At 54.8% G+C, this 24,009-nt stretch carries 25 protein-coding genes and 1 riboswitch; of the genes, 14 read left to right on the plus strand and 11 right to left on the minus strand.

Going from position 1 to position 24,009, the window contains the following annotated elements; translation table 11 throughout:
• Positions 1-6: 6 nt before the first annotated feature.
• Positions 7-561 (plus strand): lipocalin family protein, encoded by a 555-nt coding sequence (locus ABJV08_RS06900; protein ID WP_348040352.1) that lies wholly within the window; start codon positions 7-9, stop codon positions 559-561.
• A 45-nt stretch (positions 562-606) separates the two neighbouring features.
• Here the strand turns inward: ABJV08_RS06900 and ABJV08_RS06905 are convergent, their stop codons facing one another.
• Positions 607-1,467 carry a cupin-like domain-containing protein gene (locus ABJV08_RS06905; RefSeq protein WP_348040354.1) on the minus strand — a complete coding sequence of 287 codons (861 nt, stop codon included), beginning with the start codon at positions 1,465-1,467 and terminating at the stop codon, positions 607-609.
• A 159-nt stretch (positions 1,468-1,626) separates the two neighbouring features.
• On the opposite strand from ABJV08_RS06905, the gene ABJV08_RS06910 reads away from it, so the two are divergent.
• The 4 genes from ABJV08_RS06910 to ABJV08_RS06925 all read left to right on the plus strand — a co-directional run bounded on the left by ABJV08_RS06910 (position 1,627) and on the right by ABJV08_RS06925 (position 3,881).
• Positions 1,627-2,118: an Rrf2 family transcriptional regulator gene (locus ABJV08_RS06910; protein WP_348040356.1), complete on the plus strand. Its 492-nt coding sequence runs from the start codon at positions 1,627-1,629 to the stop codon at positions 2,116-2,118.
• Between the two features lie 12 nt (positions 2,119-2,130).
• Positions 2,131-2,562: an ester cyclase gene (locus ABJV08_RS06915; RefSeq protein ID WP_348040358.1), complete on the plus strand. Its 432-nt coding sequence runs from the start codon at positions 2,131-2,133 to the stop codon at positions 2,560-2,562.
• A 174-nt stretch (positions 2,563-2,736) separates the two neighbouring features.
• Positions 2,737-3,030, plus strand: a complete 294-nt coding sequence (locus tag ABJV08_RS06920) for a hypothetical protein (protein WP_348040360.1) — start codon at positions 2,737-2,739, stop codon at positions 3,028-3,030.
• 101 nt (positions 3,031-3,131) lie between these two features.
• Entirely contained in the window at positions 3,132-3,881 is a 750-nt protein-coding gene (locus tag ABJV08_RS06925) for a GGDEF domain-containing protein (protein WP_348040362.1), read from the plus strand.
• Between the two features lie 15 nt (positions 3,882-3,896).
• Here the strand turns inward: ABJV08_RS06925 and ABJV08_RS06930 are convergent, their stop codons facing one another.
• Positions 3,897-4,811 carry a 3-keto-5-aminohexanoate cleavage protein gene (locus ABJV08_RS06930; RefSeq protein WP_348040364.1) on the minus strand — a complete coding sequence of 305 codons (915 nt, stop codon included), beginning with the start codon at positions 4,809-4,811 and terminating at the stop codon, positions 3,897-3,899.
• A gap of 76 nt (positions 4,812-4,887) precedes the next feature.
• Between ABJV08_RS06930 and ABJV08_RS06935 the strand changes: the two genes are divergently transcribed.
• The gene (locus ABJV08_RS06935; RefSeq protein WP_348040365.1) at positions 4,888-5,328 is read left to right on the plus strand and encodes a hypothetical protein; all 441 of its coding nucleotides are present in this window, start codon (positions 4,888-4,890) and stop codon (positions 5,326-5,328) included.
• Positions 5,329-5,345: 17 nt separating this feature from the next.
• On the opposite strand, the gene ABJV08_RS06940 is transcribed toward ABJV08_RS06935, so the two are convergent.
• Both ABJV08_RS06940 and ABJV08_RS06945 read right to left on the minus strand, forming a co-directional pair.
• A complete protein-coding gene (locus tag ABJV08_RS06940) occupies positions 5,346-6,725 on the minus strand; it encodes a nuclear transport factor 2 family protein (RefSeq protein ID WP_348040367.1) in 1,380 nt (459 codons plus the stop codon).
• A 159-nt stretch (positions 6,726-6,884) separates the two neighbouring features.
• Complete coding sequence (locus tag ABJV08_RS06945) at positions 6,885-7,331, minus strand: DUF4442 domain-containing protein (protein ID WP_348040369.1); 447 nt, start codon at positions 7,329-7,331, stop codon at positions 6,885-6,887.
• Between the two features lie 419 nt (positions 7,332-7,750).
• On the opposite strand from ABJV08_RS06945, the gene ABJV08_RS06950 reads away from it, so the two are divergent.
• From ABJV08_RS06950 to ABJV08_RS06960, 3 genes are all read left to right on the plus strand, one after another.
• Positions 7,751-8,452 (plus strand): hypothetical protein, encoded by a 702-nt coding sequence (locus tag ABJV08_RS06950; protein WP_348040371.1) that lies wholly within the window; start codon positions 7,751-7,753, stop codon positions 8,450-8,452.
• A gap of 383 nt (positions 8,453-8,835) precedes the next feature.
• Positions 8,836-9,576, plus strand: coding sequence for an FRG domain-containing protein (locus tag ABJV08_RS06955; RefSeq protein WP_348040373.1), 741 nt, complete (start codon positions 8,836-8,838; stop codon positions 9,574-9,576).
• Positions 9,573-10,655 (plus strand): DUF262 domain-containing protein, encoded by a 1,083-nt coding sequence (locus ABJV08_RS06960; RefSeq protein ID WP_348040375.1) that lies wholly within the window; start codon positions 9,573-9,575, stop codon positions 10,653-10,655. Before ABJV08_RS06955 ends, ABJV08_RS06960 begins: the two co-directional genes overlap by 4 nt.
• 7 nt (positions 10,656-10,662) lie before the next feature.
• Here ABJV08_RS06960 and thiC read toward each other — a convergent pair whose 3' ends face one another.
• Together thiC and ABJV08_RS06970 are read right to left on the minus strand one after the other, a co-directional pair.
• Positions 10,663-12,561, minus strand: a complete 1,899-nt coding sequence (thiC, locus tag ABJV08_RS06965) for a phosphomethylpyrimidine synthase ThiC (protein WP_348040377.1) — start codon at positions 12,559-12,561, stop codon at positions 10,663-10,665.
• A 34-nt stretch (positions 12,562-12,595) separates the two neighbouring features.
• On the minus strand, positions 12,596-13,000 hold the full coding sequence (locus tag ABJV08_RS06970; RefSeq protein WP_348040379.1) for a hypothetical protein: 405 nt from the start codon (positions 12,998-13,000) through the stop codon (positions 12,596-12,598).
• Positions 13,001-13,047: 47 nt separating this feature from the next.
• Positions 13,048-13,165: riboswitch (TPP riboswitch) on the minus strand.
• Positions 13,166-13,296: 131 nt separating this feature from the next.
• Between ABJV08_RS06970 and ABJV08_RS06975 the strand changes: the two genes are divergently transcribed.
• A complete protein-coding gene (locus ABJV08_RS06975; protein WP_348040381.1) occupies positions 13,297-13,938 on the plus strand; it encodes a YqiJ family protein in 642 nt (213 codons plus the stop codon).
• Positions 13,939-14,027: 89 nt separating this feature from the next.
• Positions 14,028-15,812, plus strand: coding sequence for a flotillin domain-containing protein (locus tag ABJV08_RS06980; protein ID WP_348040383.1), 1,785 nt, complete (start codon positions 14,028-14,030; stop codon positions 15,810-15,812).
• Positions 15,813-15,834: 22 nt separating this feature from the next.
• Here ABJV08_RS06980 and ABJV08_RS06985 read toward each other — a convergent pair whose 3' ends face one another.
• From ABJV08_RS06985 to ABJV08_RS06995, 3 genes are all read right to left on the minus strand, one after another.
• Entirely contained in the window at positions 15,835-16,701 is an 867-nt protein-coding gene (locus ABJV08_RS06985; RefSeq protein WP_348040385.1) for a MipA/OmpV family protein, read from the minus strand.
• Between the two features lie 90 nt (positions 16,702-16,791).
• Positions 16,792-17,250 carry a DUF2141 domain-containing protein gene (locus ABJV08_RS06990; RefSeq protein ID WP_348040387.1) on the minus strand — a complete coding sequence of 153 codons (459 nt, stop codon included), beginning with the start codon at positions 17,248-17,250 and terminating at the stop codon, positions 16,792-16,794.
• A complete protein-coding gene (locus tag ABJV08_RS06995; RefSeq protein ID WP_348040389.1) occupies positions 17,192-17,956 on the minus strand; it encodes a sterol desaturase family protein in 765 nt (254 codons plus the stop codon). The genes ABJV08_RS06990 and ABJV08_RS06995 overlap by 59 nt, the downstream gene beginning before the upstream one ends.
• A gap of 109 nt (positions 17,957-18,065) precedes the next feature.
• On the opposite strand from ABJV08_RS06995, the gene crtY reads away from it, so the two are divergent.
• The 3 genes from crtY to ABJV08_RS07010 are packed head-to-tail and all read left to right on the plus strand — an operon-like array spanning position 18,066 to position 21,735.
• Positions 18,066-19,238 (plus strand): lycopene beta-cyclase CrtY, encoded by a 1,173-nt coding sequence (gene crtY / locus ABJV08_RS07000; protein ID WP_348040391.1) that lies wholly within the window; start codon positions 18,066-18,068, stop codon positions 19,236-19,238.
• Between the two features lie 13 nt (positions 19,239-19,251).
• On the plus strand, positions 19,252-20,763 hold the full coding sequence (locus ABJV08_RS07005; protein WP_348040393.1) for a phytoene desaturase: 1,512 nt from the start codon (positions 19,252-19,254) through the stop codon (positions 20,761-20,763).
• A gap of 45 nt (positions 20,764-20,808) precedes the next feature.
• Positions 20,809-21,735: a phytoene/squalene synthase family protein gene (locus ABJV08_RS07010; RefSeq protein WP_348040395.1), complete on the plus strand. Its 927-nt coding sequence runs from the start codon at positions 20,809-20,811 to the stop codon at positions 21,733-21,735.
• Between the two features lie 17 nt (positions 21,736-21,752).
• Here the strand turns inward: ABJV08_RS07010 and ABJV08_RS07015 are convergent, their stop codons facing one another.
• Both ABJV08_RS07015 and ABJV08_RS07020 read right to left on the minus strand, forming a co-directional pair.
• Entirely contained in the window at positions 21,753-22,541 is a 789-nt protein-coding gene (locus tag ABJV08_RS07015) for an inositol monophosphatase family protein (RefSeq protein ID WP_348040397.1), read from the minus strand.
• Between the two features lie 85 nt (positions 22,542-22,626).
• Complete coding sequence (locus tag ABJV08_RS07020) at positions 22,627-23,973, minus strand: TldD/PmbA family protein (RefSeq protein ID WP_348040399.1); 1,347 nt, start codon at positions 23,971-23,973, stop codon at positions 22,627-22,629.
• Positions 23,974-24,009 lie beyond the last annotated feature (36 nt).

Below are 24,009 nucleotides of genomic sequence, written 5' to 3' on the forward strand. Positions count from 1 at the left end.
GATGAGATGACTCTATCAGCCAAAAGCAAATTCGCGCTGGGCCTGTTGCCTATGGCGCTGCTGGGCGCTTGCGCGGGCAAGCCCGGACCCGTTGGCAATGTTGCGGTACCGGAACCGGCCAAAGCGGTGGCGCTGGATCTCTATCTCGGCAAATGGTTTGAAATGGCCCGCTATGAAGCGCCGTTCCAGAAAGGCTGCGACCGGGTGACGGCGGACTATTCGCTGCGCGATGCCGATCCGTCCGATCCGAAGATAAAGGTCGTCAACAGCTGCACCAAGGACGGCAAGACCAGCGTCGCCAATGGCAAGGCCAAGGTCGTTGCCGGCAGCCAGAATGCCAAGCTGAAAGTATCCTTCTTCGGGCCTTTTTACGGCGATTATTGGATCCTCGACCGGGCGGAAGATTATAGCTGGGCGATCATTGGCGAACCGAGCGGGCGTTATTTGTGGATGCTGACGCGGCAGGCACAGCCCGATGCCGCAACCCGCGCGCTGATCGAAGCACGGGTGAAGGAACTTGGCTATGACTGGAGCCTTGTCCGGATCACCGATCAAAGCTGAGACCTGTTGGTGGGTTAGCGGCCTGCGCCCTGCCCCTTTGCTGGACTAATTTCTCGCGAACATCCGTTCGGCCCGCGCCAACGCCCGTTCGCTATAGCTTTTCAGACGATTGTCGGCGGGATAGCGTTGCGGCGAGGCCGGGTTCAGGCCCAGCTTGCGCAAGCGGCCATTGAAACGGCAGGCGTCGGCATGGTGAAAGCTCCACTCGCTGCGCCAGGTGAGCGATAGCGAGATCGAGACCTCGTCATGGACCTGCACCGAATGGGGGTTGAGGATCGGCACATAGACCGCCTCGCCCGGGGTGATCGCAATCGGCTGGCTACGCTCTGCCCATTCCGGCTGCCACGGCAGATTGCGTGGCCCGCCGGCAAAATATTGCTCGAAAAATTCGTCGCTTATGATCCGGGATTCAGCGGAGTCATAGAAGGTCATCGTCTTGCTGCCGCGCGCCTGAAACAGGATATTATATTCCGGATCGAAATGCAGCGGAGTGACCGCGCGGGGCGAGGAGATGAAGACAAAGCCCTCCAGTCGCATCATAGCGCCGGTGCGCGGATGGACGACCGGCTCCAGCTCAGCCAGCACATCGCGCATCAATTGCGCATAGGCGGGGTCCTGATCGATGGTCTTGAGCAGCACCCATGATCCGCTGGTTTCGATCTGGGCGATGGTTTCATGCACATCGAGGCCGGTGTGCGGCGTCTCTTCATTGGTGATGCCCAGCGGCAGATCGGTGGCGGCGTTAAATTCGATCGATTCCGTACGGATGCGGCGGGCAAGCTCTGCCAAGGCGTCGAGCTCCAGCAAGGGATGGCTGGCGATCTGATGGCCGAGATGGCTCGGCACCGATGGATAGGCCGAGGCGAATCTATCAATTTCTACGTTGGAAAATGGCTGAAAACCCATAACGGTTTCGTTCCTGCTGCTTGACCCGAGCGCGGGAATAGCGGGAACGGGTTAAAAAACTGCGAAGCCCAGTGGATTGCCGATATGGTCACCCCCGATCGGCCCTTCGAGATATTTGGAGCCTTGACATTTTTAATTCGGAATTATAAATTCTTAATTATGAAAACCAACAGCTCCATCGAACCCGCCCTTCATATCATGCTGCTATTGGCCGCCGCGCCTGTTGGCCGAGAACTGGCCGCTAATGATCTGGCCGACTTTCATGAATTGCGCCGCTCAACCCTTGCAAAAGTGCTGCAGCAATTGGCTGCGGCAGGATTGGTTGTGGGGTCTGCTGGTCGCTATGGCGGCTATCGACTGGCGCGCAGTTCGGCGCAGATCAGCGTCTATCAAGTGGCCGCTGCAATCGAGGGGGTGGAGCCCAGCTTCCATTGCCACGAAATCCGCCGCAACGGCCCCTGTGCCGGTGCCAAGGGCGACTATTCCCCGCGCTGTGCCATCGCCCAGACCATGGACATGGCAACCCTCGCCTGGCGCAGTGCGTTGGAAAAGGTGAGCATCGCCGACCTGCTTCACACCACCGGCGAAACCACCGCGCCCGCGATCCAGAAAGAGACCGAAGACTGGTTTGCCGATCATCTCAGAAATTAGAAAGGCCGCCCCATGACCACCCGCGAAATCAACCAGAAATGCCTGCTCCGCCACATGAAGGCAGAAGCCGAACATGATATGGCGGGCACGCTGGCCACCATCCATCCCGATGCCTTGTTCGAAGACCAGCCCATTGGGCTGACATTGAACGGACGCGAAGCCACGGCGCGTCACTATGACCTTTGGTGGAGCGCCTTTGGAATCCAGACCGACAGCGGGGCTTTGCACTGGGTGAAGGATGACTTCGTCATCGGTGACGCCCATTTCGTTGGCAAACATACCGGGCCGTTTCTGGGCATCGAGCCGACTGGTCTGGAGGTCCGCTTTCCGTTCACAGTCTATGTCCTCTTTCAGGACGGACTGCTTTCGGGCGAACGGTTTTTCTATGACTTGAACATGATCATGGCGCAGCTGGGCCAACCCAGCATCCCGCTGGCGGCATGAGCGGGGCTCTGAACCGGCCAGCGATGCCCGCTATATTCACGATCTGGCCAGAAGGCCGCGACGCGATGATCGCGGTGGATCGGCAGTGCGAAGCTCAAGGTCTATCGCAGCGGCTGCTGGAGCTCGCCCGCCTCTGGTGCTCGGTCCTCAACAAATGCCGTTTTTTGCATTACCATGCATAGAGACGCGGCAATCGCCGCTGGCCTTTCCCCTGCGCTAGCCGATGATATCATCGTCCATCGTGAGATGGGCGCTCTTACCGAAAGCGAGCGCGCCCTATTCTCGCTGGCTACCGCCATGACAAATGTGCAGGATGCTGCTGCCCTGACCACCGCGCAGCAGGCCATGGAGCGGTATTTCGATCAGCGTCAGGTGGCAGTGTTTTGCTACGCCATTGCCCAGATCAATGCCTGGAACCGGCTTGTCCTCGCGAGCGAAAATAGGGCAGCTTCTCAGTCAAAGGCTTGAGACAATATCGCCTGAACGCCCAATAGCATTTTACAAAGGTTACGCCGCGTTTAACCATGGGCACAAATATTGCGACAATCTAAAGCTGCTAGTCGCCTTGCGTGCGCATCGAGATCAAAGACAAAAGGGCCGTATGGAAATACACAGCCCTCATCACCGCTATCGCGACATTTGCCGCGACGGGCGTTGTTGGTGCGTTGATGGCGGTCATTCCCGGCATGCACTGGCTGATATGGCTTTGGGGCGTTTCCATCGCCCTGTTCATTCCACTGCTGATCGCGCCGCCTTGCGCCTATTTTGTCCTCTCCATCGTCCGCATGCTGCAGGAAACGATCGAGAAAGTGGACTCGCAAATCCGCTTCGATCCGCTCACCGGCATTCTCAACCGCAATCATTTTCTGGATAGTGTTCGCGGGCGGGAAGCCTCGGGCGTGTTGATGATTGCCGATGCCGACCATTTCAAGACTATCAACGACACCTATGGCCATGCCGGTGGCGATGAAGTGCTGCGCATCCTGGCGAACACGTTGAAACAGTCGGTCGGAAATCAAGGGATAGTCGGGCGTTTGGGCGGCGAGGAATTCGGAATTTTCCTACCCAGCACAGACCTCGAAAAAGGCCAGCAGGTCGCCGCCAATATTTGCCAGACCATGCGTCAAGTCCAGATGATCGTCGAAGGCCGGTCTATCGGCATCACGCTGAGCATCGGTGGCACGTTGCACGCCGCAACCACCGCCATTGGCCACAGCCTCAAAATCGCCGACCGGCGACTCTATAAGGCCAAACATGCCGGCCGTGACCAATATGATTTTGGTGACGAGGGGCAAGCCAGCCAGCTGTTGCGGGGATAGGCGTTAGCGCCGAGCCTAGGCTATGCCGTATCGTACCGGATAGCTCGGCAAGTTCATGATTTTGGCCGCTTGTGCGGGCGTCGCAATCGCCCTGCCCAATCGCTTGGCCAGCGCCACAACCTCTTCGACCAATTCGACATTATGCGGCGTGCGCGGGCCACCATAAGGTTCGATCCCGACCTGCACATGGCCGCCGCGCAGGATCGCTTTCTCGGCCAGACCGCAGCCGACACAATCCGCACCAAAGCTCGACACCAGCCACGGCAGGCCGCTGCCCTCGATCATTTCCAGATAGGCATCGAGCGCTTTCGCGGTCGGCGGTAGGCCAAAGGGCTGATCCTCCGTACCGAAATAAAATTTCATAATCCCGCCCGGCGGCAGCTTGCCCGCGCGGTGCAGCGCCATGATGAACTTCACAAAGCCGGGTTCGAAAATCGATATACTCATCCCCAGCTTCAGCCGGCGGCACGCTTCGACATAATAGTGACTGTCGTGCATGTCGTTGCGATAGATTAGCTGCGTCGGAGCGAAGACGCCATCGGGGTCGGGCACCGCAACATTGAAACTGCCGGGATCGCACAGGCCCTGCGCGATCAGGCCCTCGGCCGCCATCGCCTCGATATGCGAGAAACGCTCTTCAACCGGCACGCCCTCTTTGCCCGGCATGGTCGGGGTGAGAATGGCATCGGGGCGTAGTTTGAGCAATTTCCGCCACGGCCGTGCGTAATTTTCCGCATCCATCACTCCGGTGCCGCCAAAGACCGGCGCCTCGGTATGATTGTGCACCAGCGCCGCCCCCGCCTCCATACAGGCCACCGCCTGCGAGACGATCTCGTCGTCGCTATAGGGCACATTGGGGTTCTGCGTCTTTTTGACGGAACCGTTGAGCGACACTTCGATGATGAGCGGAATATCGGAGATTTGGGTCATGGCCATCTCCTAGCATAAGCCCCTCGTCATCCCCAGCCCTCTTGACCTTCATACCGTATTACTACATTAATACAGCATGAAAAGAAAACTCGCCATCACCATATGCCTCGTCTTCCTCGCATCCGGCCTGATCCGTATCGGTGTCAGCCTGCTGATGATCGGGCAGGCTCTGGGCTGGTGGGCCTTTGGTGGCGAAGCGACCGAAGCGCTCTCCGAGACGCAGCGCTTCATTGCCGAACGCGAATATAATCTCGTTGGCTTCACCCCCCTCACCTATTTTGGCTTCATCATGTTCATGGGAATAACCATCAGCCTCGGCGCGATCGGGCAGATGTGGCGCAAGCACTGGGGTCTGGTGCTGATCGGCATCTACCTGCTGAGCCACGGGGCGCTGTTCGTCAATTTCATGACCGTCAACCCGAAGATATTCCTGTGGGGATTGTCGGTCCTTGCCACGATGCTTCTGATCTGGGCCAATCGGAAAGCGCCGCCGGAGAGCCAGACGCTCGCGGCATGATTGGTTCGCGATAGGCTCTAAACAATCGGTATCGCCACCGCGCGCACTTCCAGCCAATCGACCAGCAAGCCGCGATATTGGAAACGCCAACTGCCATCGACTTTCACAAAACGATCCTGATAACGGATGTTCCAGGTCAATATCCGCCGCGGCTGGCCTGCTTCGGGGTAGAGGATATGATTGGCGGTGCAGAAGGTCTCGCCCACAGCGCTATCGCCGGTCACTTCGACGAGCACCTGATTGACGATATGTTCCGTGCCATCATAAAATTGCTGCAACATGCCGGGCACGGCGCAAACATTGTCCAGTCCTTCAATTTTGAAGCCCGGCCCCTGCACCACGATATCATCGGTCATGATCGCTTTGAGGATATCGACATCGCCCGCATCATTGGCGCGGGCATAGAGATGGGCGAGCCGGGTCAGTTCCGGTACATTCTGCGCATCGGGGCCGATGGTGACCGGCACGACCGTGCCGACACGCTGGTCCAGATCAGCAACCATGGCCTTGACCGTGCGGGCAATGTCATTGCGCCGGAACCCCAGCAGCACGGCCTCTTTTGCATCCGGTTCAAAACGGATGAAATTGCCCCGGCCCTGCACAATCGCGGAATCCGGTAACATCGGATGTTCTTCATCCAGCGATGGGATCGTGACCGGATTGCCTGCCGCGGCAAAGAACAGCTGGAAATATTTTTGAAAACTCAGATTTTCATCGCCGATCAAATAGGAGGCTCCGCCCTCTCCGCGTTCCGCCGCACCGGCGATCGCCTCCGACAGGGATTGCACCGAAATGAAGTTGCTGCCGCCCGCCGGACCAAAGGGTTTGACATTGGGATAGAGGCCCCGCGCATAGTTGATATAGGCAGCGAACATATCGCTGGCCATGCCGTCCGGATGACCGACCACAAAGGACGCGTTCAAGCTCATCGCGCGGAAGCTGTCATCCGACAGCGCGCGCACGCCCTTGTCGGCCATATCCCGCGAGCGGACATAGGCATCGGTCTCAATTTTCTCGGGCAGGACTTGCGGATAGAAACTGCCGATATTGATGAAACATTGGACGCCGGCAGCCTTGGCCAGCGCGGCAAATTTCGGAATTTCCTCGCCATTGGCTTTGATATAATGGGCATCGGCTTCGGGTCCCGCTTCCGATCCTGCCGGCAAGTGCCGCACATCATTGCCCGCCGCGAAGACGATGCCTTCAAAGCCTTCGAGATCCGCCTGACCAAATGTGCCTTCCAAGTAATTACCGGCGAGCCACTCCAGCGACTCCAAACCGGTCCCTTTGGCGGGTGGATTGCGGGAAGAGAGAACCACATCATGACCCAGAGATTTCAGGTGCAAGGCCGCATGGCCACCAATGGCGCCGGTACCGCCGATAATCAATATTCTCATGGTTTATCAGTTCCCTACCAAAGTATTTTTCTAACTAAGGCCCCAGTGCTTACGGTGGCAAGACAGTGAATTCAATCCCGGCTGGGGGAGAAAATTCTGTCGCTGCGACGATTAACCGAACGATGGTCGGAAAATATAGCGGGAACGCGCCGAATGGCGCTATTTTTTCCATCCATGCGAGAGCAGCTTCACCGTCACCCGCCCGGTGGCGACATGGACACCGCCCGCGTCATGCATCGGGAATTCGGCGATATAGCCAGCGCTGCCCTTGCGCTCCAGATCGGCGAGCAGGCCTGCAACCTCATCTTCCGACAAGCGATATTCGGCGGTGACATCGCTCGCAGCGGGCTTGTGGAAATCGACGTAAATATCTTTCAGGATCGGAAAATAGAGCGCCGCGTCGAGAAACGAAATGCCCGGCAGTGCCGCCACCGCCTCCGCCAGCACGGTATAAGCGCCCATGTAGAGCACGCCAACATGGTTCTCATTCCCCGCCAGCGGCATCAACAGATGCGCATAGCCATGGCTTTCCTCAAGCCGCTTGAGTCCGGTGCGCTCGACAAATTCGACACGAAATTTGGGTTTGTTTTCGCCTTGTTGGCTCATGATGGCCTCTCCCTGTTGCGCACCGTCGCGACGGGACGGCGTGCCGTTATGCCAGTGAGTTTATCAGCCAATCTGGGGAGCTATAGGCTTGCTTTTGATAGGGGGTCGGGGGGTGTTGCACCTGTCACCGTAATTCCACCCATCCTTCCGCGCGCGCAGCGGGACCGGCGTGAAGGCGGGATGCGGGAGATCGGGTGATGGTTCGCTTTGCGGGAGCGTTTTGCGGGCCGGGAATTGGCGGGGTGTGTCATGGGACGGACGGATGGTTATGTGGGGGGGGTAGGAAAGGGTTTGGGTTAGAAGTGCCGTGTCACTGCGATTCATCCTCACATTTGTCCGTGACAAGAATCACGGATTGCGAAATGAAATTACAGTACTAATATAGAACAGTAATATAGGGAGAAAATACTGTGTGGGGGATGCATGATAAAGAAAAGCGGGAGCAGATCGAGTTTTTCTTAAAGTACGGAGTCATGATGGTTGGGGCTGTTTGGCTTCTGTGGAGCGGGACTGACCTTATAGACAAAAGAGCGAAAATTCTAGGAAGAGAAGCCATGCCTATTGGCGATACAACACTTGTCGTAAACAGAGGTCAAGCTTCATATTTCAAGAATGACAAAGAATATTGCGATATATCGGGCTCCTTCTCAATCAAAAATGCTGGTGCGCTGGCGTTCAAAATCGATGAGGTCGAATTCAATGTATATCGAATTCAAGATGTTGAACCTTCAAAAACGGAAAAGAAAAAACTTGCATCTTATAGCTTGTCAAAATTACTGGTACCCGAAAGCCTGGTACCTGGATCGCCAGACAAAATAAGGGTGGAAGAAATATTTTCTCCCGAAAACATCTTACAGCGTTCCTTTGGTTTTGTTATTCCTCATGAAAAGGCGAGTAACGGAGCCTATTATAGCTATGTCATATCCGCAAATGCAAAAGGAGGGCTTCCCGAACCTGATCGCGGGATACTCGGGAAGCCGTTAAATGCTGTTTATGTTTTTCTATTTGGAAATGGACTTAATGATTTCGGTATGAATGATCTCAGACATGATAGTGCACCAAGATCAATATGCGTGGGTCAACCCCCAATCTCATCTGAAGAAATGGAAGTTGATCGCTAATAACCGATAGCGTTTGTTTTGAGGAATTTTGCTCCGGCCTCCGAACCGAAGCCCTTTCGTCAACAGCGCCTACCTCCAGAATTCCGAATTGTGCGCGGAGCGCAAATACCCGTCCTTCCGCGCGCGCAGCGGGACTGGTGTGAAGGCGGGCGAGCGGGAGATCGGGTGGTTCCTCGCTTTGTGGGAGCGTTTTTGCGGGCCGGGAATTGGTGCGGTCTGTCATGGGACGGACGGGTGGTTGTGTGGGGGTTTGTAGGAAAGGGTGTTGGCTTTAAGGTGTGCTGTCACCGTATTCCGGTAATTATTAATCTCCTCTCCTAATTCAGTAGTTTATACTTGTTTGAAAACAATATTTATTGCATTTTGTTTTGATAGGGGGAACTATGCCAGAGAAAACCATCGAGTCCGTAGCAGACTTAATTGAAAATCTTAGTGCCGATTTCGTGGATTATGATGGACCCGTTTGGTTTCGCGGTCAGCCTAATTCTAAATGGGGGCTCTTGCCAAGCTATCTCAGAAGCACTCCATCGGCGTCTGAGGCTACTTTACTTACTAGGTTCAAACAATCGGCTGCACTGCTAGTTGATCAACCGCCGCAAGGACCATTCGATTGGCTCTTCTTGATGCAACACTATGGGGTACCGACAAGACTATTGGACTGGAGCGAAAGTCCGCTTATCGGCTTATATTTCGCATTGCAGAACGTTAAAACAAAAGGAAGTCTTGCCCTCTATTGTTTAAAACCCGTTGATCTTAATCTTAATGCTAGCATTGAAGATGAGCATGAGGCTTATTACATCCCCTCGTTCGATGATAGAGAATTAGAAAATTATACAACAGAAAGCCTTCGAGCAAACGAACGTACGAAGCTCTTTCCCATCGCGACGATTGCAACTAGAAACAATCCGAGAATTCAAGCTCAAATGGGTGTTTTCACTATCCATCATAGAAATAAGGTCTCTGTGGATAAAGTTGGAGACGGCCAGCATATTGTCAAATATGTAATTCCTCCCGAGGCAAAGTTAACACTTGAAAAAGAACTACAAGTTCTCGGACTAAGCAAGTTTTCAGTGTTTCCAGAACTGGCCTCTGTTGGCGAGATTTTAAAGGAATTAGCGTCATGAGTTTTGTCGAAACCTCTACATTAAAAAACAGTACGGTTATTTTGCTCTACTCTGAACGAGATGAAATTCGTATCAACCCAGAATATCAAAGACAGGGAAGCGTATGGACCCTGGAAAAAAAGCAATTACTAATTGACTCAATCTTGAACGACTATGATCTGCCCAAGATTTATTTTCACGAGCTGGAAGGGTCAGAAATAAAAAGTGCAGGTTACAGGTTTTCGGTTATAGATGGTCGGCAACGTTTAGAGACTATTTGGGCATTTCTTGACGATGAATTTACACTTGCTGATGATTTCGAATATCAACGAGATCGTAAAATTGATCTGGCTGGATTGTCTTACAACGATATTGCCAATCAGTACCCAAAGATTAAAATTAAGATCGATTCCTTTGTTCTTCCTATCGTGACTGTCACAACTAGCGATGGCGATTTGGACTTAATCGAAGACATGTTCTCGAGATTAAACGAAGCCGTCCCGTTGAATGCAGCAGAAAAGCGAAATGCCTTTACGGGACCGATGGTGCTTGCAATTCGGAAGGTGTCAACACATCCGTTCTTCAACGACAGCGTTCGTTTTTCGAACAAGCGCTATCAATATTTGGAGATAAGCGCGAGAATGCTTCTAACAGAGCATAGCTTGCAACGAACTGGCAAGCTCACCGATACAAAGAAAGTTTACCTAGACTCAATGACAAAAGACTACGTCGGTACAAACAGTCGAGTGCCCGCCAAGCTTCGTGCAAAAGTTATACCAGTGTTAAACGCCATGAAGGAAACTTTTACTAAAAAAGACGAACTGCTTGCAGCCCAAGGCAATATGATAATTTATTATCTGATTCATCGTTTTGCTATGGAGAATGATGAACTGTCAAAAATTACACGTAATAAGCTACTCAAATTCCGTAAGAAACTCGCCAAAAACCGGAAAATTGCAGAAGAAAGTTACACCGACTCTTCATTCGCGCTCTTAGAATATGACCGCCTTTCCCAACAAGGAACAAATGATGCATCGAACATAAAGGAGCGTTACTCTATTCTGGCTTATGAGTTGGGTTTAACTGCTAACGAATTTTAATGCAATTTCACCCAACCTCATCCTCCGGCAAATACAAACGATCCCCCTTGTCCTTATAGACCTTAGCCATCTCGCGCATGCCTTCTTCCGCTGCGGCCTTGCTCGCCGCGGCGGTATCCGCTCCCAATTTCTCCGAGGCGATAAAGCCTTCGGCGCTCTGGTTTTGCGTGCTGGCGAAGTCGCGGACTTCCTGGCTGATCTTCATCGAACAGAATTTCGGGCCGCACATGGAGCAGAAATGCGCGGTTTTCGCGCCTTCTGCCGGCAAAGTCTGGTCGTGATATTCCATCGCCGTGTCGGGATCGAGGCTGAGGTTGAACTGGTCGCGCCAGCGGAACTCGAAGCGGGCCTTGCTGAGCGCATCATCGCGGACCTGGGCGGCGGGATGGCCCTTCGCCAGATCGGCGGCGTGGGCGGCGAGCTTATAGGTGACAACGCCGACTTTCACATCGTCGCGGTCGGGCAGGCCCAGATGTTCCTTGGGCGTGACATAGCAAAGCATGGCGCAGCCATACCAGCCGATTTGCGCCGCACCGATGCCGCTGGTGATATGGTCATAGCCCGGCGCGATATCGGTGGTTAGGGGGCCGAGCGTGTAGAACGGCGCCTCGCCGCAGACTTCGAGCTGCTTTTCCATATTCTCCTTGATCTTGTGCATCGGCACATGGCCGGGGCCTTCGATCATCACCTGCACATCCGACTTCCACGCGCGGTGGGTCAGCTCGCCCAGCGTATACAGCTCGGAGAATTGCGCTTCGTCATTGGCGTCGGCAATCGAACCGGGGCGCAGACCGTCGCCAAGGCTATAGGCGATGTCATAGGCCTTCATGATCTCGGTAATGTCGTCGAAATGTTCGTAAAGGAAGCTTTCCTTGTGATGCGCGAGGCACCATTTCGCCATGATCGAACCGCCGCGCGAGACGATACCGGTGACGCGCTTCGCCGCCATCGGCACATAGGGCAGACGGACGCCGGCATGGATGGTGAAATAGTCGACCCCCTGCTCGGCTTGCTCGATCAAAGTATCGCGGAAAATATCCCAGGTCAGGTCTTCGGCCACGCCGCCGACTTTCTCCAGCGCCTGATAGATGGGCACGGTGCCGATCGGCACGGGGCTGTTGCGGATGATCCATTCGCGGGTGTCGTGAATATTGCGGCCGGTGCTGAGGTCCATGACCGTGTCGGCGCCCCAGCGGATCGACCAAACCATCTTGTCGACTTCGCTGGCGACATCCGATGCCACCGCGCTGTTGCCGATATTGGCGTTGATCTTGACCAGGAAGTTGCGCCCGATCGCCATCGGTTCGCTTTCCGGGTGGTTGATATTGTTCGGAATGATTGCCCTGCCCCGCGCGATTTCGTCACAGACAAATTCCGGCGTGACATAATCGGGAACCGACGCGCCAAAGCTTTCACCATCGCGGACATATTCTTTCAGCCGCTCGCGCCCGAGATTCTCGCGCTCGGCGACATATTCCATTTCCGGGGTGATGATCCCCTGACGGGCATAATGCATCTGGCTGACATTGGCGCCGGACTTGGCGCGCAGCACTTTGCGGCGCACATTGGGAAACGGGTCGACGCCACCGCTGCGGTCGGGACCAAGCTGGCCATTGTCTTCCGGCTTGATTTCGCGCTGGTCGACTTCTTCGACATCACCGCGCGCGCGGATCCACGGGGACCGCAACTCGTTCAGGCCGGTCTTGATATCGATCAGGGCTTCCGGATCGGTATAGGGGCCGCTGGTGTCATAGACGCGCACCGGTTCCTCGCCGCCTTCCAACGCAATTTCCCGCATCGCCACCCGAATGCCGCTACCGCTATGCGCTGCGACATGAACCTTCTTTGATCCACTGATCGGGCCGGTGGTTACGCCAATTTCGGTTTTTGCTGGGAGATCAGCCATAAATATTGCTTTCTTAAGAGGTTGAAATTGTATGTTAAACTTGCAGGCGAAGCAGACCGGCGAATATCGCCGCCAGACCGATGATGATGGAAAGGATCGCCCAGACCGGTGAACCGCTGGACATCATGCGGCTGGCAAAGCCCAGGAACCAGTCGCCAAACGCAAGGATCAACAAGCCCTCGATAACAATCCAGCCGCCGATGACGGTGATCAGGATCGATAGCCAGTCTGACGGGTCAAAGGGATTGGCGAGATAGATGACCGCACCGATGGTCAGCGTGACCATGCCGGTGAGAAATTGCAGGCCGCTGCTGGCGCGGATCTCGCGGACCATCTTGGCCCAGAAACCGGGATTGCGAAACTCGCCAATGCCCGCGGCCAGACCATAGAGGCCAAAGAAAAGGGTGATCCATCCGCTGATATCGCCTGTACTGCCCATCGTCTCTCTCCTTATCTGCCTGATGGAGAAAGAGCGTATCCGGGAAATCCAAAATACCGCTCCCTCCCTACGCCGGTAGGCCGTGTGCACGGTGCCGGATCAGGTTCTGCGGGTCGGGCGACGTTACGCGCCCCTCTCAGTCAAACGACTCCCCGGGGATGTATGGGATGTTAGGGCGGAACATCCTCGCTGTCGAGGTGCTTTCGTGATTGATCAAGACTGAAATCGGTTGATCAAATCTTGAATTTTCTCTTGGATACACTAAATAATAGATAAACTATTTGTGGGGGAACATAGTGATCGACTTTTGGCTGGCAGACGAAAACTTGTTTTTCGCCGCAGCTTTTGTGTTGATGATCGCCGTTGGTCTTTTGCAACTCGTCGGGCTTGGCGAATTTGGCGCCGATGCTGATATAGATATTGACGCTGACTTGGATGTCGATGTTGGCAACGCCAGCGTTGCAGACGGCCTTCTCTCCTTTCTGGGATGGGGGAGATTGCCATTCATGATGCTGCTGGTACTTTTCCTTATGGTCTTCGGACTGACGGGATTTGCAGGACAGCAAATCGTTCAATCGGTAACCGGCGGATTGCTCCCGACATTTATTGCGGCACCAGCAGCTGCCCTCGCAGCTCTTCCGGTAACGGGTATCCTCTCAAGGCCTTTGTCGCGCATCATCCCGAAAGATGAGACAACGGCTGTATCAATAGATGATCTCACGGGCCGCCGGGCGACAATCGACATTGGCACTGCCAAGCCAGGCTTTCCGGCTCGCGCAAAAGCTAAGGACCGCCATGGCTACAGCCACGCGCTGATGGTAGAACCAGACAGCGATGATGGCATATTCAACGCTGGCGAGGAAGTGCTCTTGGTCAGGCGCGAGGATGATATATTTAAAGCCGTTGCTGTCGGTACGCACTGGCTAGAGGAAACATAAAAGCCGAATGACGGCCATATATTTTCGATTGAAGACGCAAGAAAACAGATGTCCGATGAACGGACGTCACATAGAGAAAGAGACAGTAGATGCTTGAGAATGTCACCCAAATTGCAATTTATGCAGGCGCGCCTTTGGTTGGATTGCTCATCTTTGCATTGATCCTGACGAGATTATATAAGCGCGCTTCAAAAGAAATTGCTTTTGTCCGGACCGGCTTTGGTGGCGAAAAAGTCGTGATGAACGGCGGCGCTATGGTGTTCCCGGTTTTCCATGAAACGATGCCTGTAAACATGAATACAGTCCGGCTGGCCGTCGAACGGAACAATGTCGATGCTCTGATAACGCTTGATCGACTTAGGATTGATGTGAAAGCGGAATTTTATGTCCGGGTCCGTCAAGATTCTCAATCGCTCGCCATGGCGGCTCAGACTTTGGGTTTGCGGACAATGCAGCCAGAGATGCTGAAGGATCTGGTTGAAGGCAAGTTTGTTGACGCGCTACGTTCAGTCGCTGCCGGCATGACGATGAACGAACTGCACGAACAACGCGCCGATTTTGTCCAAAAAGTGCAACAGGCATCGTCCAGCGATCTGGCGATGAACGGACTGGAATTGGAATCCGTATCGCTCACCGGCCTCGATCAAACCAGTATCGAGCATTTCAACGCCAACAATGCCTTCGACGCCGAAGGTTTGACCAAATTGACGGAACAGATTGAACTCCGCAAAAAGGCGCGTAACGACATTGAACAAGACACCCGGGTCCAGATCGAAACGAAAAACCTGCAAGCCGATCAAAGCTCGTTCGAAATCAGTCGGGACAATGAATTTGCCCGGCTAGAACAAGAACGCGAAGTCGAAGTTCGCCGGGCTAGTCAGGCATCGGAAGTGGCCCAGGAGCAAGCGGGTCGTGATCGTGAAGCAAAAGATGCGCAAATCAGAGCAAAGCAGCAAGTAGATAGCAGTCAGATCGAAGCCGATCGTGCCGTTGAAGAGGCTCGAATTGCCCAGACCCAGGCCATTGAAATTGCCCGGCAGGAGCAACAGATTGCCATTCAAAATAAATCTCGTGAAGAAAGTCAGGCCAAGGCCGAAGCTGATGAAGCCCGCTCCAAAGCAGTTGCTGCCGAAGAGCAAGTCACTACAGCTCGTGAAACCGAGGTCGCAGATCGAGACAAGCGAATTGAATTGATCGAAGCTTCGAAACAGGCAGAACGTCAGGCCATCGGTGTCAAAGTTCAGGCAGAAGCCGAGAAGGAAGCGGCAGGAAATCGCGCGGCCGCCATGCGATTGGATGCAGAGGGCGAAGCTGAGTCCGAAAAGCTGCGGGCAGAAGCTGCGCGCGTGCGCTTCGAAGTCGAAGCCGCTGGACAACGAGCTATCAACGAAGCGGCGAACATCCTTTCCTCGGATCAAATTTCGCTCCAGACCAAGATGGCACTGCTTCAAGTCTTACCGGAAGTTGTCAAGGAGTCCGTCAAACCGATGGAGGCGATTGACTCAATCAAAATTGTACAACTTGATGGTATCAACCAAAAGGGCGGCTCAACCAACGGTGCGGCAAGCATGGGATCTGCTGGTTCTGGCAATAGCGGCAATCTTGCCACCGATGCCGTATCAGCCGCCCTCTCCTATCGAGCGCAAGCGCCGGTCATAGACGGTCTGCTGAATGAATTGGGGCTGGACGGGTCTTCCCTTGAAAACCTAGTTGCCGGCGCGGCAAAAGTCGATGATGCACAATTGCCGAAAGTCGATGAGAAAGCCCCAACAAAAGTTGCTCCGGTGCAGCCAGAGCAAAAGAGCGTCCCGAAAACCGCTGGAAAACCCAAGATTGCAAAACCTACCGGCGACAGCAACCCAGAAACAGCCTAAACTGCTTGCTGCTTCAGGCGATCTAGAACGTATATCCCACGCCGACGGCCCCGAACCACTGGTTGGCGCTGCCACGGATGGATGTGACGGGAGACCGTTTCGGATCGCCCAGTATGCGCGAATAGCCGCCCAGGAATATCAAACCAAAACCCCCATTGGTGGCATCGCCATCAAGGTCGACGGCGGTCAACATCGTAACGCCGGCATTCTTCCATCCGCTGGTTGCGGTGAAGGTCGGTAAACCGCTGGCGGCCGATCCTGCAGGTGAAATGCTGAAATAATAGTCAGCATAATTATCGTCGACATATTCCGCGCTGATCGCAAGACTGGTGATAACACCCCGGCTGAGAGGGGTAAAATAGGTCAGGCTGGGGAAGACGACCATACCGTCGTGCGCGCCGGCGACATCCCACCGCACGTCCACCTGCGCGGTCAGGGAGTCATAGGGATGGAGCACGCGATTGACCTGAACTCCGGCGAACGGGCCGAGTTCGAGGGCAAAGTCGAGCTTGCCGAGAGAATTAACAACAGGGTCCTTGATGGAATTTTGCCGATCAAAACGCGCCCGAACCACAGGACCAAGAACGAAATCAACCTTTGCGCCCTTCTGGTCGGGAATGAAATCGAACGCGATACCGGGGCCGCGCGGCTGGAAATCCACGCCGGCAAAACTGCCAATGACAACCGGCAAAGGCGAAATGGTATAATTGTCCGACCCTTCATAGCTGGAACCAACCGCCACACCGATACCGGCGGTCAGATAGTCACCGTCAAAAACGGATTCTGAGGGCGGCATGGGCGCAACATCTTGCTGAGCCATAAGCGCGGATGACATGCCCAACGCGAGAGTGAATAGAGCAGCGCGAGCGAGGGTGTTCGAGGCTTTCAACTTATTTCCAATCTGATGTCACGACAATCAAACGCATGCACAGAGGCTTTTCCACCTCCTGGATCGATCGAGCGACGAAGCCCGATCAGACTATAAAATATATTTCATTTTTACCGAATATTGTGCGTTGTCTTTACCGACGGTAAATTGCGCGGATTTAAACTTGGGCGGCCCCATACGAATTTTGGGATTGCGGGAAAAGCCAAAGCCTTCGCGCGGCAAAAACAAGCGCAGGTCCATTTTGCCATTGCCGTTTTCATCATGCACCAGCGCCACAGCGTAGGTACCCGGCTTCACATCGGGGATTTCAATGCTTCCGGCCTTGGTCGCGGACACTTTCAATTTGCGCGCGTTTTTGTCTTTGCTGCAATCCGGGAAGAACTTCGGATTGGCGCTAAGACAGACCAGTACATTGCCCTTTTCTGAGCGCAAACCGGTGATCGCAAGATCAATGGATGCGGAGAGCGCCGGAGCGACCGCCGCCGGGGCTTCACTCGCCGATGCGTTGGTTGCCAGCAGCAGTGCTGAAGCGGCTCCCAAGATCGGCAAGCCCGATATCCGTGCCGCAGATTTTGTCCCAAAAGCGAAAATATAACCCATAGTTTCCTCTGTAATATTCATGATGCTTTTCGTGGTGGGTAGCGGTTATCAACCATTTCCCCAAACGCCCACGAACCAGCCAGCGCGGGAACATTTCCCACCCCATATGATTAGACACGCCCATAATCGTCATCACAAGCAATACCAGCCCCAATACGGCGACATGAATCGGTATCGCGACGACCAGAGCCGGAATTACGATCGCCCCGCTAATCGCTTCAACCGGATGAAAGCTCATCGCGGCCCAGGCCGTTGGTGGGCGACTATCATGGTGCACCGCATGCGCGACCTTGAACCATTGTGGTCGATGAAACAGGCGATGGGTCCAGTAGAACCATGTGTCGTGAAGGACAAGATAGACAAAAAACGAAACCGGTACATACCACAATTGGTACATATTGGGGTCGGTGTAAATCTTGGTCCAACCGGCATTTTGCCAGCCCCAGGCGACAATTCCAGCGGGCACACCATAAATGGCTGCAGACAAGAGAGACCAGCGGATTTCGCGGCCAATCTGGGGCTTTAACTGGCCATATTGGCCCGGCCGGACCCGATTGGTGAGCCAGGCAAAGAAACCACTGCTCAACAAATATCGCCCTCCGACGATCAGCGTCATCGCAACGGCCGAAATGATGATGGCGGGGGCAAATTCCATCGCATGGGAATATGGTGCAAGACGGCTCGGAGCAAGGCCTAAAGCACAATTGGCCTACATGCTTTCAGACAGGCTTTCCCCTGCCCGCACCATCGTCTAAGACCATGGAATGCCGACGCACGACAGTTCTTCCCGCCACTATGATTTGGCTATTGCCGGCGGCGGCCTTGCGGGGGGCCTAATCGCCTTGGCGCTGGCAAAATTGCGACCGGATCTCGACATCGTCGTTATCGAAGCGGAAGAGACATTTGGCGGCAATCATATCTGGTCCTTTTTTGAAAGCGACGTCCAACCCGCACATCGCTGGATCGTCGATCCTCTGATCTCGCGGGAGTGGGACAGTTATGAGGTGCATTTTCCCCAATATAGTCGTCAGCTTGGCAACGGGTATTTTTCGATTGAATCGCACAATCTTGACCGGGAGTTGCGGAGGCAATTGCCGCCAGAGGCACTTAGGACCGGGCAAGCGGCGGCGAAGATCGGAAAAGGCCTCGTCCAACTGGCCGATGGCACGGAAATTTCGGCATATGCTGTGCTCGACGCCCGCGGCGGCGGCGATTTGTCTGCGCTGGAAATCGGCTGGCAGAAATTCTGTGGCCAGATGCTCAAGTTAAAAAAACCGCATGGGTTGAGCCGGCCGGTCATCATGGATGCTACGGTCGAGCAGATTGACGGCTATCGGTTCGTTTATTGCCTGCCGTTTAGCGACACGGAACTGTTTGTCGAAGACACATATTATGCAGACACGGCGGAAATGGACAGCGCCGAAAGCCAGCGCCGAATATCGGAATATGCGGCAGCCAAAGGATGGCAAATAGAGGCCGTTCTGAGCCAAGAGAATGGGCAACTTCCTGTCATTTACGGCGGAGACTTCAAAGCCTTCTGGACCGCCAATGAGAGCGTCGATGCGCGCGCTGGCGCGAGAGCCGCGCTGATCCAGCCAATCACAAGCTATTCTCTGCCGATGGCAGTCCAAACGGCAAACATGATTGCCCACATGCCTGATATCAATCAGGATAGTCTCGATGAAATGCTCCGCAATCTGGCCCACCGCCATTGGAAGAGCGGCAAATTCTATCGGTTGCTCTGCGCCTTCCTGTTTCTGGGTGCCAAACCTACAAAACGTTACAAGACACTGGAGCATACCTATGCCAAGGATGAACAATTGCTCGCCCGTTTTTATGCCGGACAATCGACCAGACTGGACAAGATCCGTCTGTTGACCGGCAAGCCGCCAATTTCGATTTTCCGCGCTATCCCGCTTTTGTTAAAATATAAATGAGTATGATATTTCGATGAGTGACGTTGCCAAATCGCAAAATGAACTGTTTAAAAAAGCGGCGGTGATCGGTTCCGGCTTTGGCGGTCTGGCACTCGCCATTCGCCTGCAATCCGCTGGCATCCAGACAACCATTTTGGAGGGTCGCGACAAGCCGGGCGGGCGTGCTTATTATTGGGAAAAGGACGGTTTTATTTTTGACGGTGGACCAACGGTCATCACCGACCCTGACTGCCTGTCCCAATTGTGGGAGCTTACGGGCAATGATATGGCCAAAGATATTGAATTGATGCCGGTCTCGCCCTTTTACCGGCTCAACTGGCCCGACGGCACCAACTTCGACTATGTGAATGACCCCGATGAGCTGCACGCCAATATCGCGGCGATAGAACCCGATGATGTCGAGGGCTATAAGAAATTCCTGGAATATAGCGGCGGCCTCTATGAAGAAGGCTATGTCAAACTCGGCACCAAGGCGTTTCTCGATTTCAAATCGATGATCAAGGCTGCGCCTGCCCTGATGAAATATGAAGCCTATCGCTCGGTCTATGCCAAGGTCTCCAGCTTTGTGAAGAACGAGAAATTGCGCGAGTTTCTCTCCTTCCAGTCATTGTTGGTCGGCGGCAATCCTATGAAGACCAGCGCCATCTATGGGCTGATCCACAAGCTCGAGCGGCTTGGTGGCGTCTGGTTTGCCAAGGGCGGAACCAATATGCTGGTTTCTGCAATGGTGAAGCATTTCGAACGGCTTGGCGGCGTGATCCGCTACGAGGATCCGGTGACCAGGATTGATACCGTTGGCGACCGGGCGTCCGGCGTGACCTGCAAATCCGGCTGGAGCGAGAATTTCGATGCCGTCGCTTCCAATGCCGATGTCATGCACAGTTACCGCGACCTTCTCGGTCACAAACATCGCAGCAGCACGGTCACTGACAAGCTGAAGAAGAAAAAATATTCGCCATCGCTTTTCGTTGTCCACTTCGGGTTGAAGGGCAGCTGGCCGGGCATCCCGCACCATATGATCCTGCTCGGACCGCGTTACAAAGGCCTGCTCGACGACATCTATGACAATGGCGTGCTGCCGAACGACTTCTCGCTCTACCTGCATCACCCCACGGTCACCGACCCGGAAATGGCGCCCGAAGGCTATAGCACATTCTACGTGCTTGCGCCGGTGCCCCATCAAGGCAAGCTGCCGATCGACTGGGACGAGATGGGACCAATTTACAAGAAACGCATTCTCGATGAAATCGGTCAGCGGCTGATTCCCGATATTCATGAGCGTATCGTGACCAGCTTTCACTATACACCGCAGGATTTCGGCACCGACCTCAATGCCCATTTGGGAAGCGCGTTCAGCCTGGAACCCCTACTCACGCAAAGCGCATGGTTCCGCGTGCACAATCGCGATGATGTTATCGAAAATCTGTATTTCGTCGGTGCGGGCACCCATCCGGGCGCTGGCATTCCTGGCGTGGTGGGAAGTGCAAAGGCGACGGCTGAATTGATGATTGAGGATATGGGGTGACATTTCCATGGGTGGGATGCCCGTTGAGAATAACGATATGATCTTATGAATCGCGCGAACCTTATCATTCAGGCCAAGACCAGCATCGAGCGTGGATCGAAGTCCTTTGCCCGTGCGTCAAAACTCTTTTCCAAGCAAACCCGCGAACGGGCCTGGCTACTCTATAGCTGGTGCCGCGCCTGCGATGATCTTGCCGATGGTCAGGATCACGGGCACGGGATGTCGAAAGTCGCCAATCCGAACAAAACCATTGCCGCCATGCGAATGATGACTGCCCGGGCACATGGCGGCGAACATACCGGAAACCCGCCGTTTGATGCCTTTGGTACCGTTGCTCAGGAATGCCAGATTCCCATCACCTTCGCCAATGACATGATCGATGGATTCGCTCTGGATGCCAAAGGATGGCGGCCGGAAACCGAAAATGACCTGTTCCAATATTGCTATCATGTTGCCGGCGCTGTCGGTTGTATGATGGCCATCGTGATGGGCGTTTCTGCGCGAGAGCAAGAGGTTCTCGATCGCGCCTGCGATCTCGGACTGGCATTCCAACTCGCCAATATCGCGCGGGATGTGGCCGAGGATGCGGAAGCCGGGCGATGCTATCTGCCCAAAGCATGGCTTACCGAAGCGGGCATTGATCCTGACCATGTGATGGACAATGATCATCGAGACGCGTTGATCGCCCTGATCAACCGGCTTTGCGATCTGGCGGGCGATTATGAAGATTCCGCACGTGTCGGCGCATCAAGCCTATCGTTCCGGTCCCGCTGGGCTGTCCTCGCAGCAGCAGGAATCTATGGAGATATCGCCCGCGCGATAAAGCAGAGTGATGGCATGTCGCTAGAGCAGCGGATATTCACCAGCAAAGGCAAAAAGCTGGGCTGGATCGTGAAAGCCTTTGGACAAGCCTTGTTCAAAAAATCCGGTCGCGACCGCATTGGCTTGTGGACGAGAACCCGCATCAGCTAGGTTGTTGGCCGCAGGCCTTAGTGGCTGGCTCCGTTTTCGGTGACATAATGGCCAATGCGCTGCACCGCATCATCATATATGTCTTGCGCACAGCATAATACGCCCAGCGCTTTGCCGTGCGTGCCATTGTAGACCAGTTTCTCGCCCAAAGCGTTGCTAACGCTTGCCCCCGCTTCGGCGGCAATCACATGGGCAGCGGCAATATCCCACTCATGGCCCCAGCGCGTAGAAGCGACGAAATCCGCCCGGTCATCGGCCACCATGGCCATGCGCAGCGCGATGCTGTTCGGTTTTGGCACCGGCACCAAGTTAATTTCGGGAGGGAGGCCTTCCGTCGGGACACGGCATCCTTCAAATTGCTGACAGGCGCTGGCGACCAGCGTTCTGCCATTCACCTCGCTTTTGTGGCCAGCCTTGGCCACCCAGATCTCTCCCTTTGCCGGAGCGACCAATATGCCGAAGATCGGCGCCTCATTCTGCACCAAGGCGACGGACACACACCAACCGATTTTACCGGCGACAAAATCTTTGGTGCCGTCAATCGGATCAACCACCCAGGTCAGCTCGTCGCCAGCCCCGCTGTGATCGATATGGGTTTCCTCCGACAACCAGCCGGCAGAGGGGAGCAATTTTTCCAATTCGGTCCGCAAAAACCCGTCGACCGCGAGATCGGCATCGCTGACGATCTGGCCCGGTGATTTCTCCCAAGTCTTGTCCGCCTTCTCACCCAATTTCCAGTCACGCATGGCCAGAGCCCCGCCCTCTACGGCGATCGCGATGACCCGATCAAAATCTATATCAGCCAAGAGAGTCTCCATTGGGCCTGAGCATATCAAAGGCCGTTTTTAATCCGATAGACGCGGTGCGACTGGCGCACCACTAGCGGATTGATCACCCCCCTGCGACCGTCATACTGTCGGTCCGCAAGGTCGGCACGTTCATGCTATAGCGATATTCCAGATCGTCCGCAGCAATCAGGCTTTTGAACATATCTTTCAAATTGCCGGCAATGGTGATTTCCGAAATCGGTGGTCCGATCTCGCCATCGACAATCAGGAACCCGCCGGCCCCGCGGCTATAGTCGCCGGTGACAGGGTTGACCCCCATGCCAATCAATTCAGTGATATAGACACCATGTTTGATATCTTTGATCAGATCTGACTTGCTAACCGAACCATTGCCCATATGCAGATTGGTGACGCTGACACCCGGCGCTCCGCCGACACCGCGCGAAGCATGGCCGGTGGGCTGCATGCCCAGTTGGCGCGCCGAGGCGCTTTCCATCAGCCATTGCGTCAGGCGGCCATTATCGATCAACTTGGTTTTCGCTGTGGGCAGTCCTTCGCCGTCAAAGGCCTTGGACCGGAGGCCGCGCTTGCGATGCGGGCAGTCGATGATCGTCAGGGCGCTATCAAAAACCTCGCTATCGAGCGCATCCTGCAAAAAACTGGTTTTCCGGGCTATGCTGCTGCCGGCAATGGCGCCAACGAAATGACCCAGCAGGCTGTTGCCGACGCGCGGATCATAGACCACCGGCATTGCGCCGGAATCAAATTCCACCGGATTGAGACGAGAGATGGCTCTTTCACCCGCTTCTCTGCCAATTTTCTCGGCATCTTCCAGATCTTCCAGAAAACGGACGCTATCATAGGCATAGTCGCGTTCCATACCGTCGCCTTCTCCGGCTATGACGCTGGCAGACAGGCTGTAGCCGCTGGTGGAATAAGCACCGGAGAACCCATGGCTGGTTGCCAGCGCGACGATGCTGCGTCCGGCGCTAGCGCCGCCGCCTTCGCTGTTGCTGACGCCATTTACGGCCCGCGCGGCATCCTCGGCTTTTAACGCCAGTTCGCGCAAAAGCTCCGGTTCCGGATCTTGTCCGTCATCGCCTTCAATCGGGTGCGGTTCTGTTTTCAACAACCGGTCTTCGGGCGCCAGTCCGGCATATTGGTCTTCCGGCGCTTCCCGCGCCATATCCAGCGCCCGTCCGACGAGGGAAGACAGAATTTGCGGATCCATATCGGAAGAAGATACGGTTGCAGACCGTTTGCCGACAAAGACCCTGAGCCCGATTTCTTCACCTTCGGATCGTTCGACATCTTCGAGATTGCCAAGGCGGATCTGCACCTGCGTTGCAGCGTCGCACACATAGATAGCATCGGCAGCATCGGCACCGGCTTTTTTGGCTTGGGAGATAAGGGCGTCGGCGCGGTCTTGCGCTTCGGAAGGTTTTAGCATGGGCCGGACATAGGTGCGGCGCCCTGCAAGGTCAAC

The sequence above is a fragment of the Parasphingorhabdus sp. genome (assembly GCF_039982395.1).
In the GTDB taxonomy this organism is placed as follows: Bacteria; Pseudomonadota; Alphaproteobacteria; order Sphingomonadales; family Sphingomonadaceae; genus Parasphingorhabdus.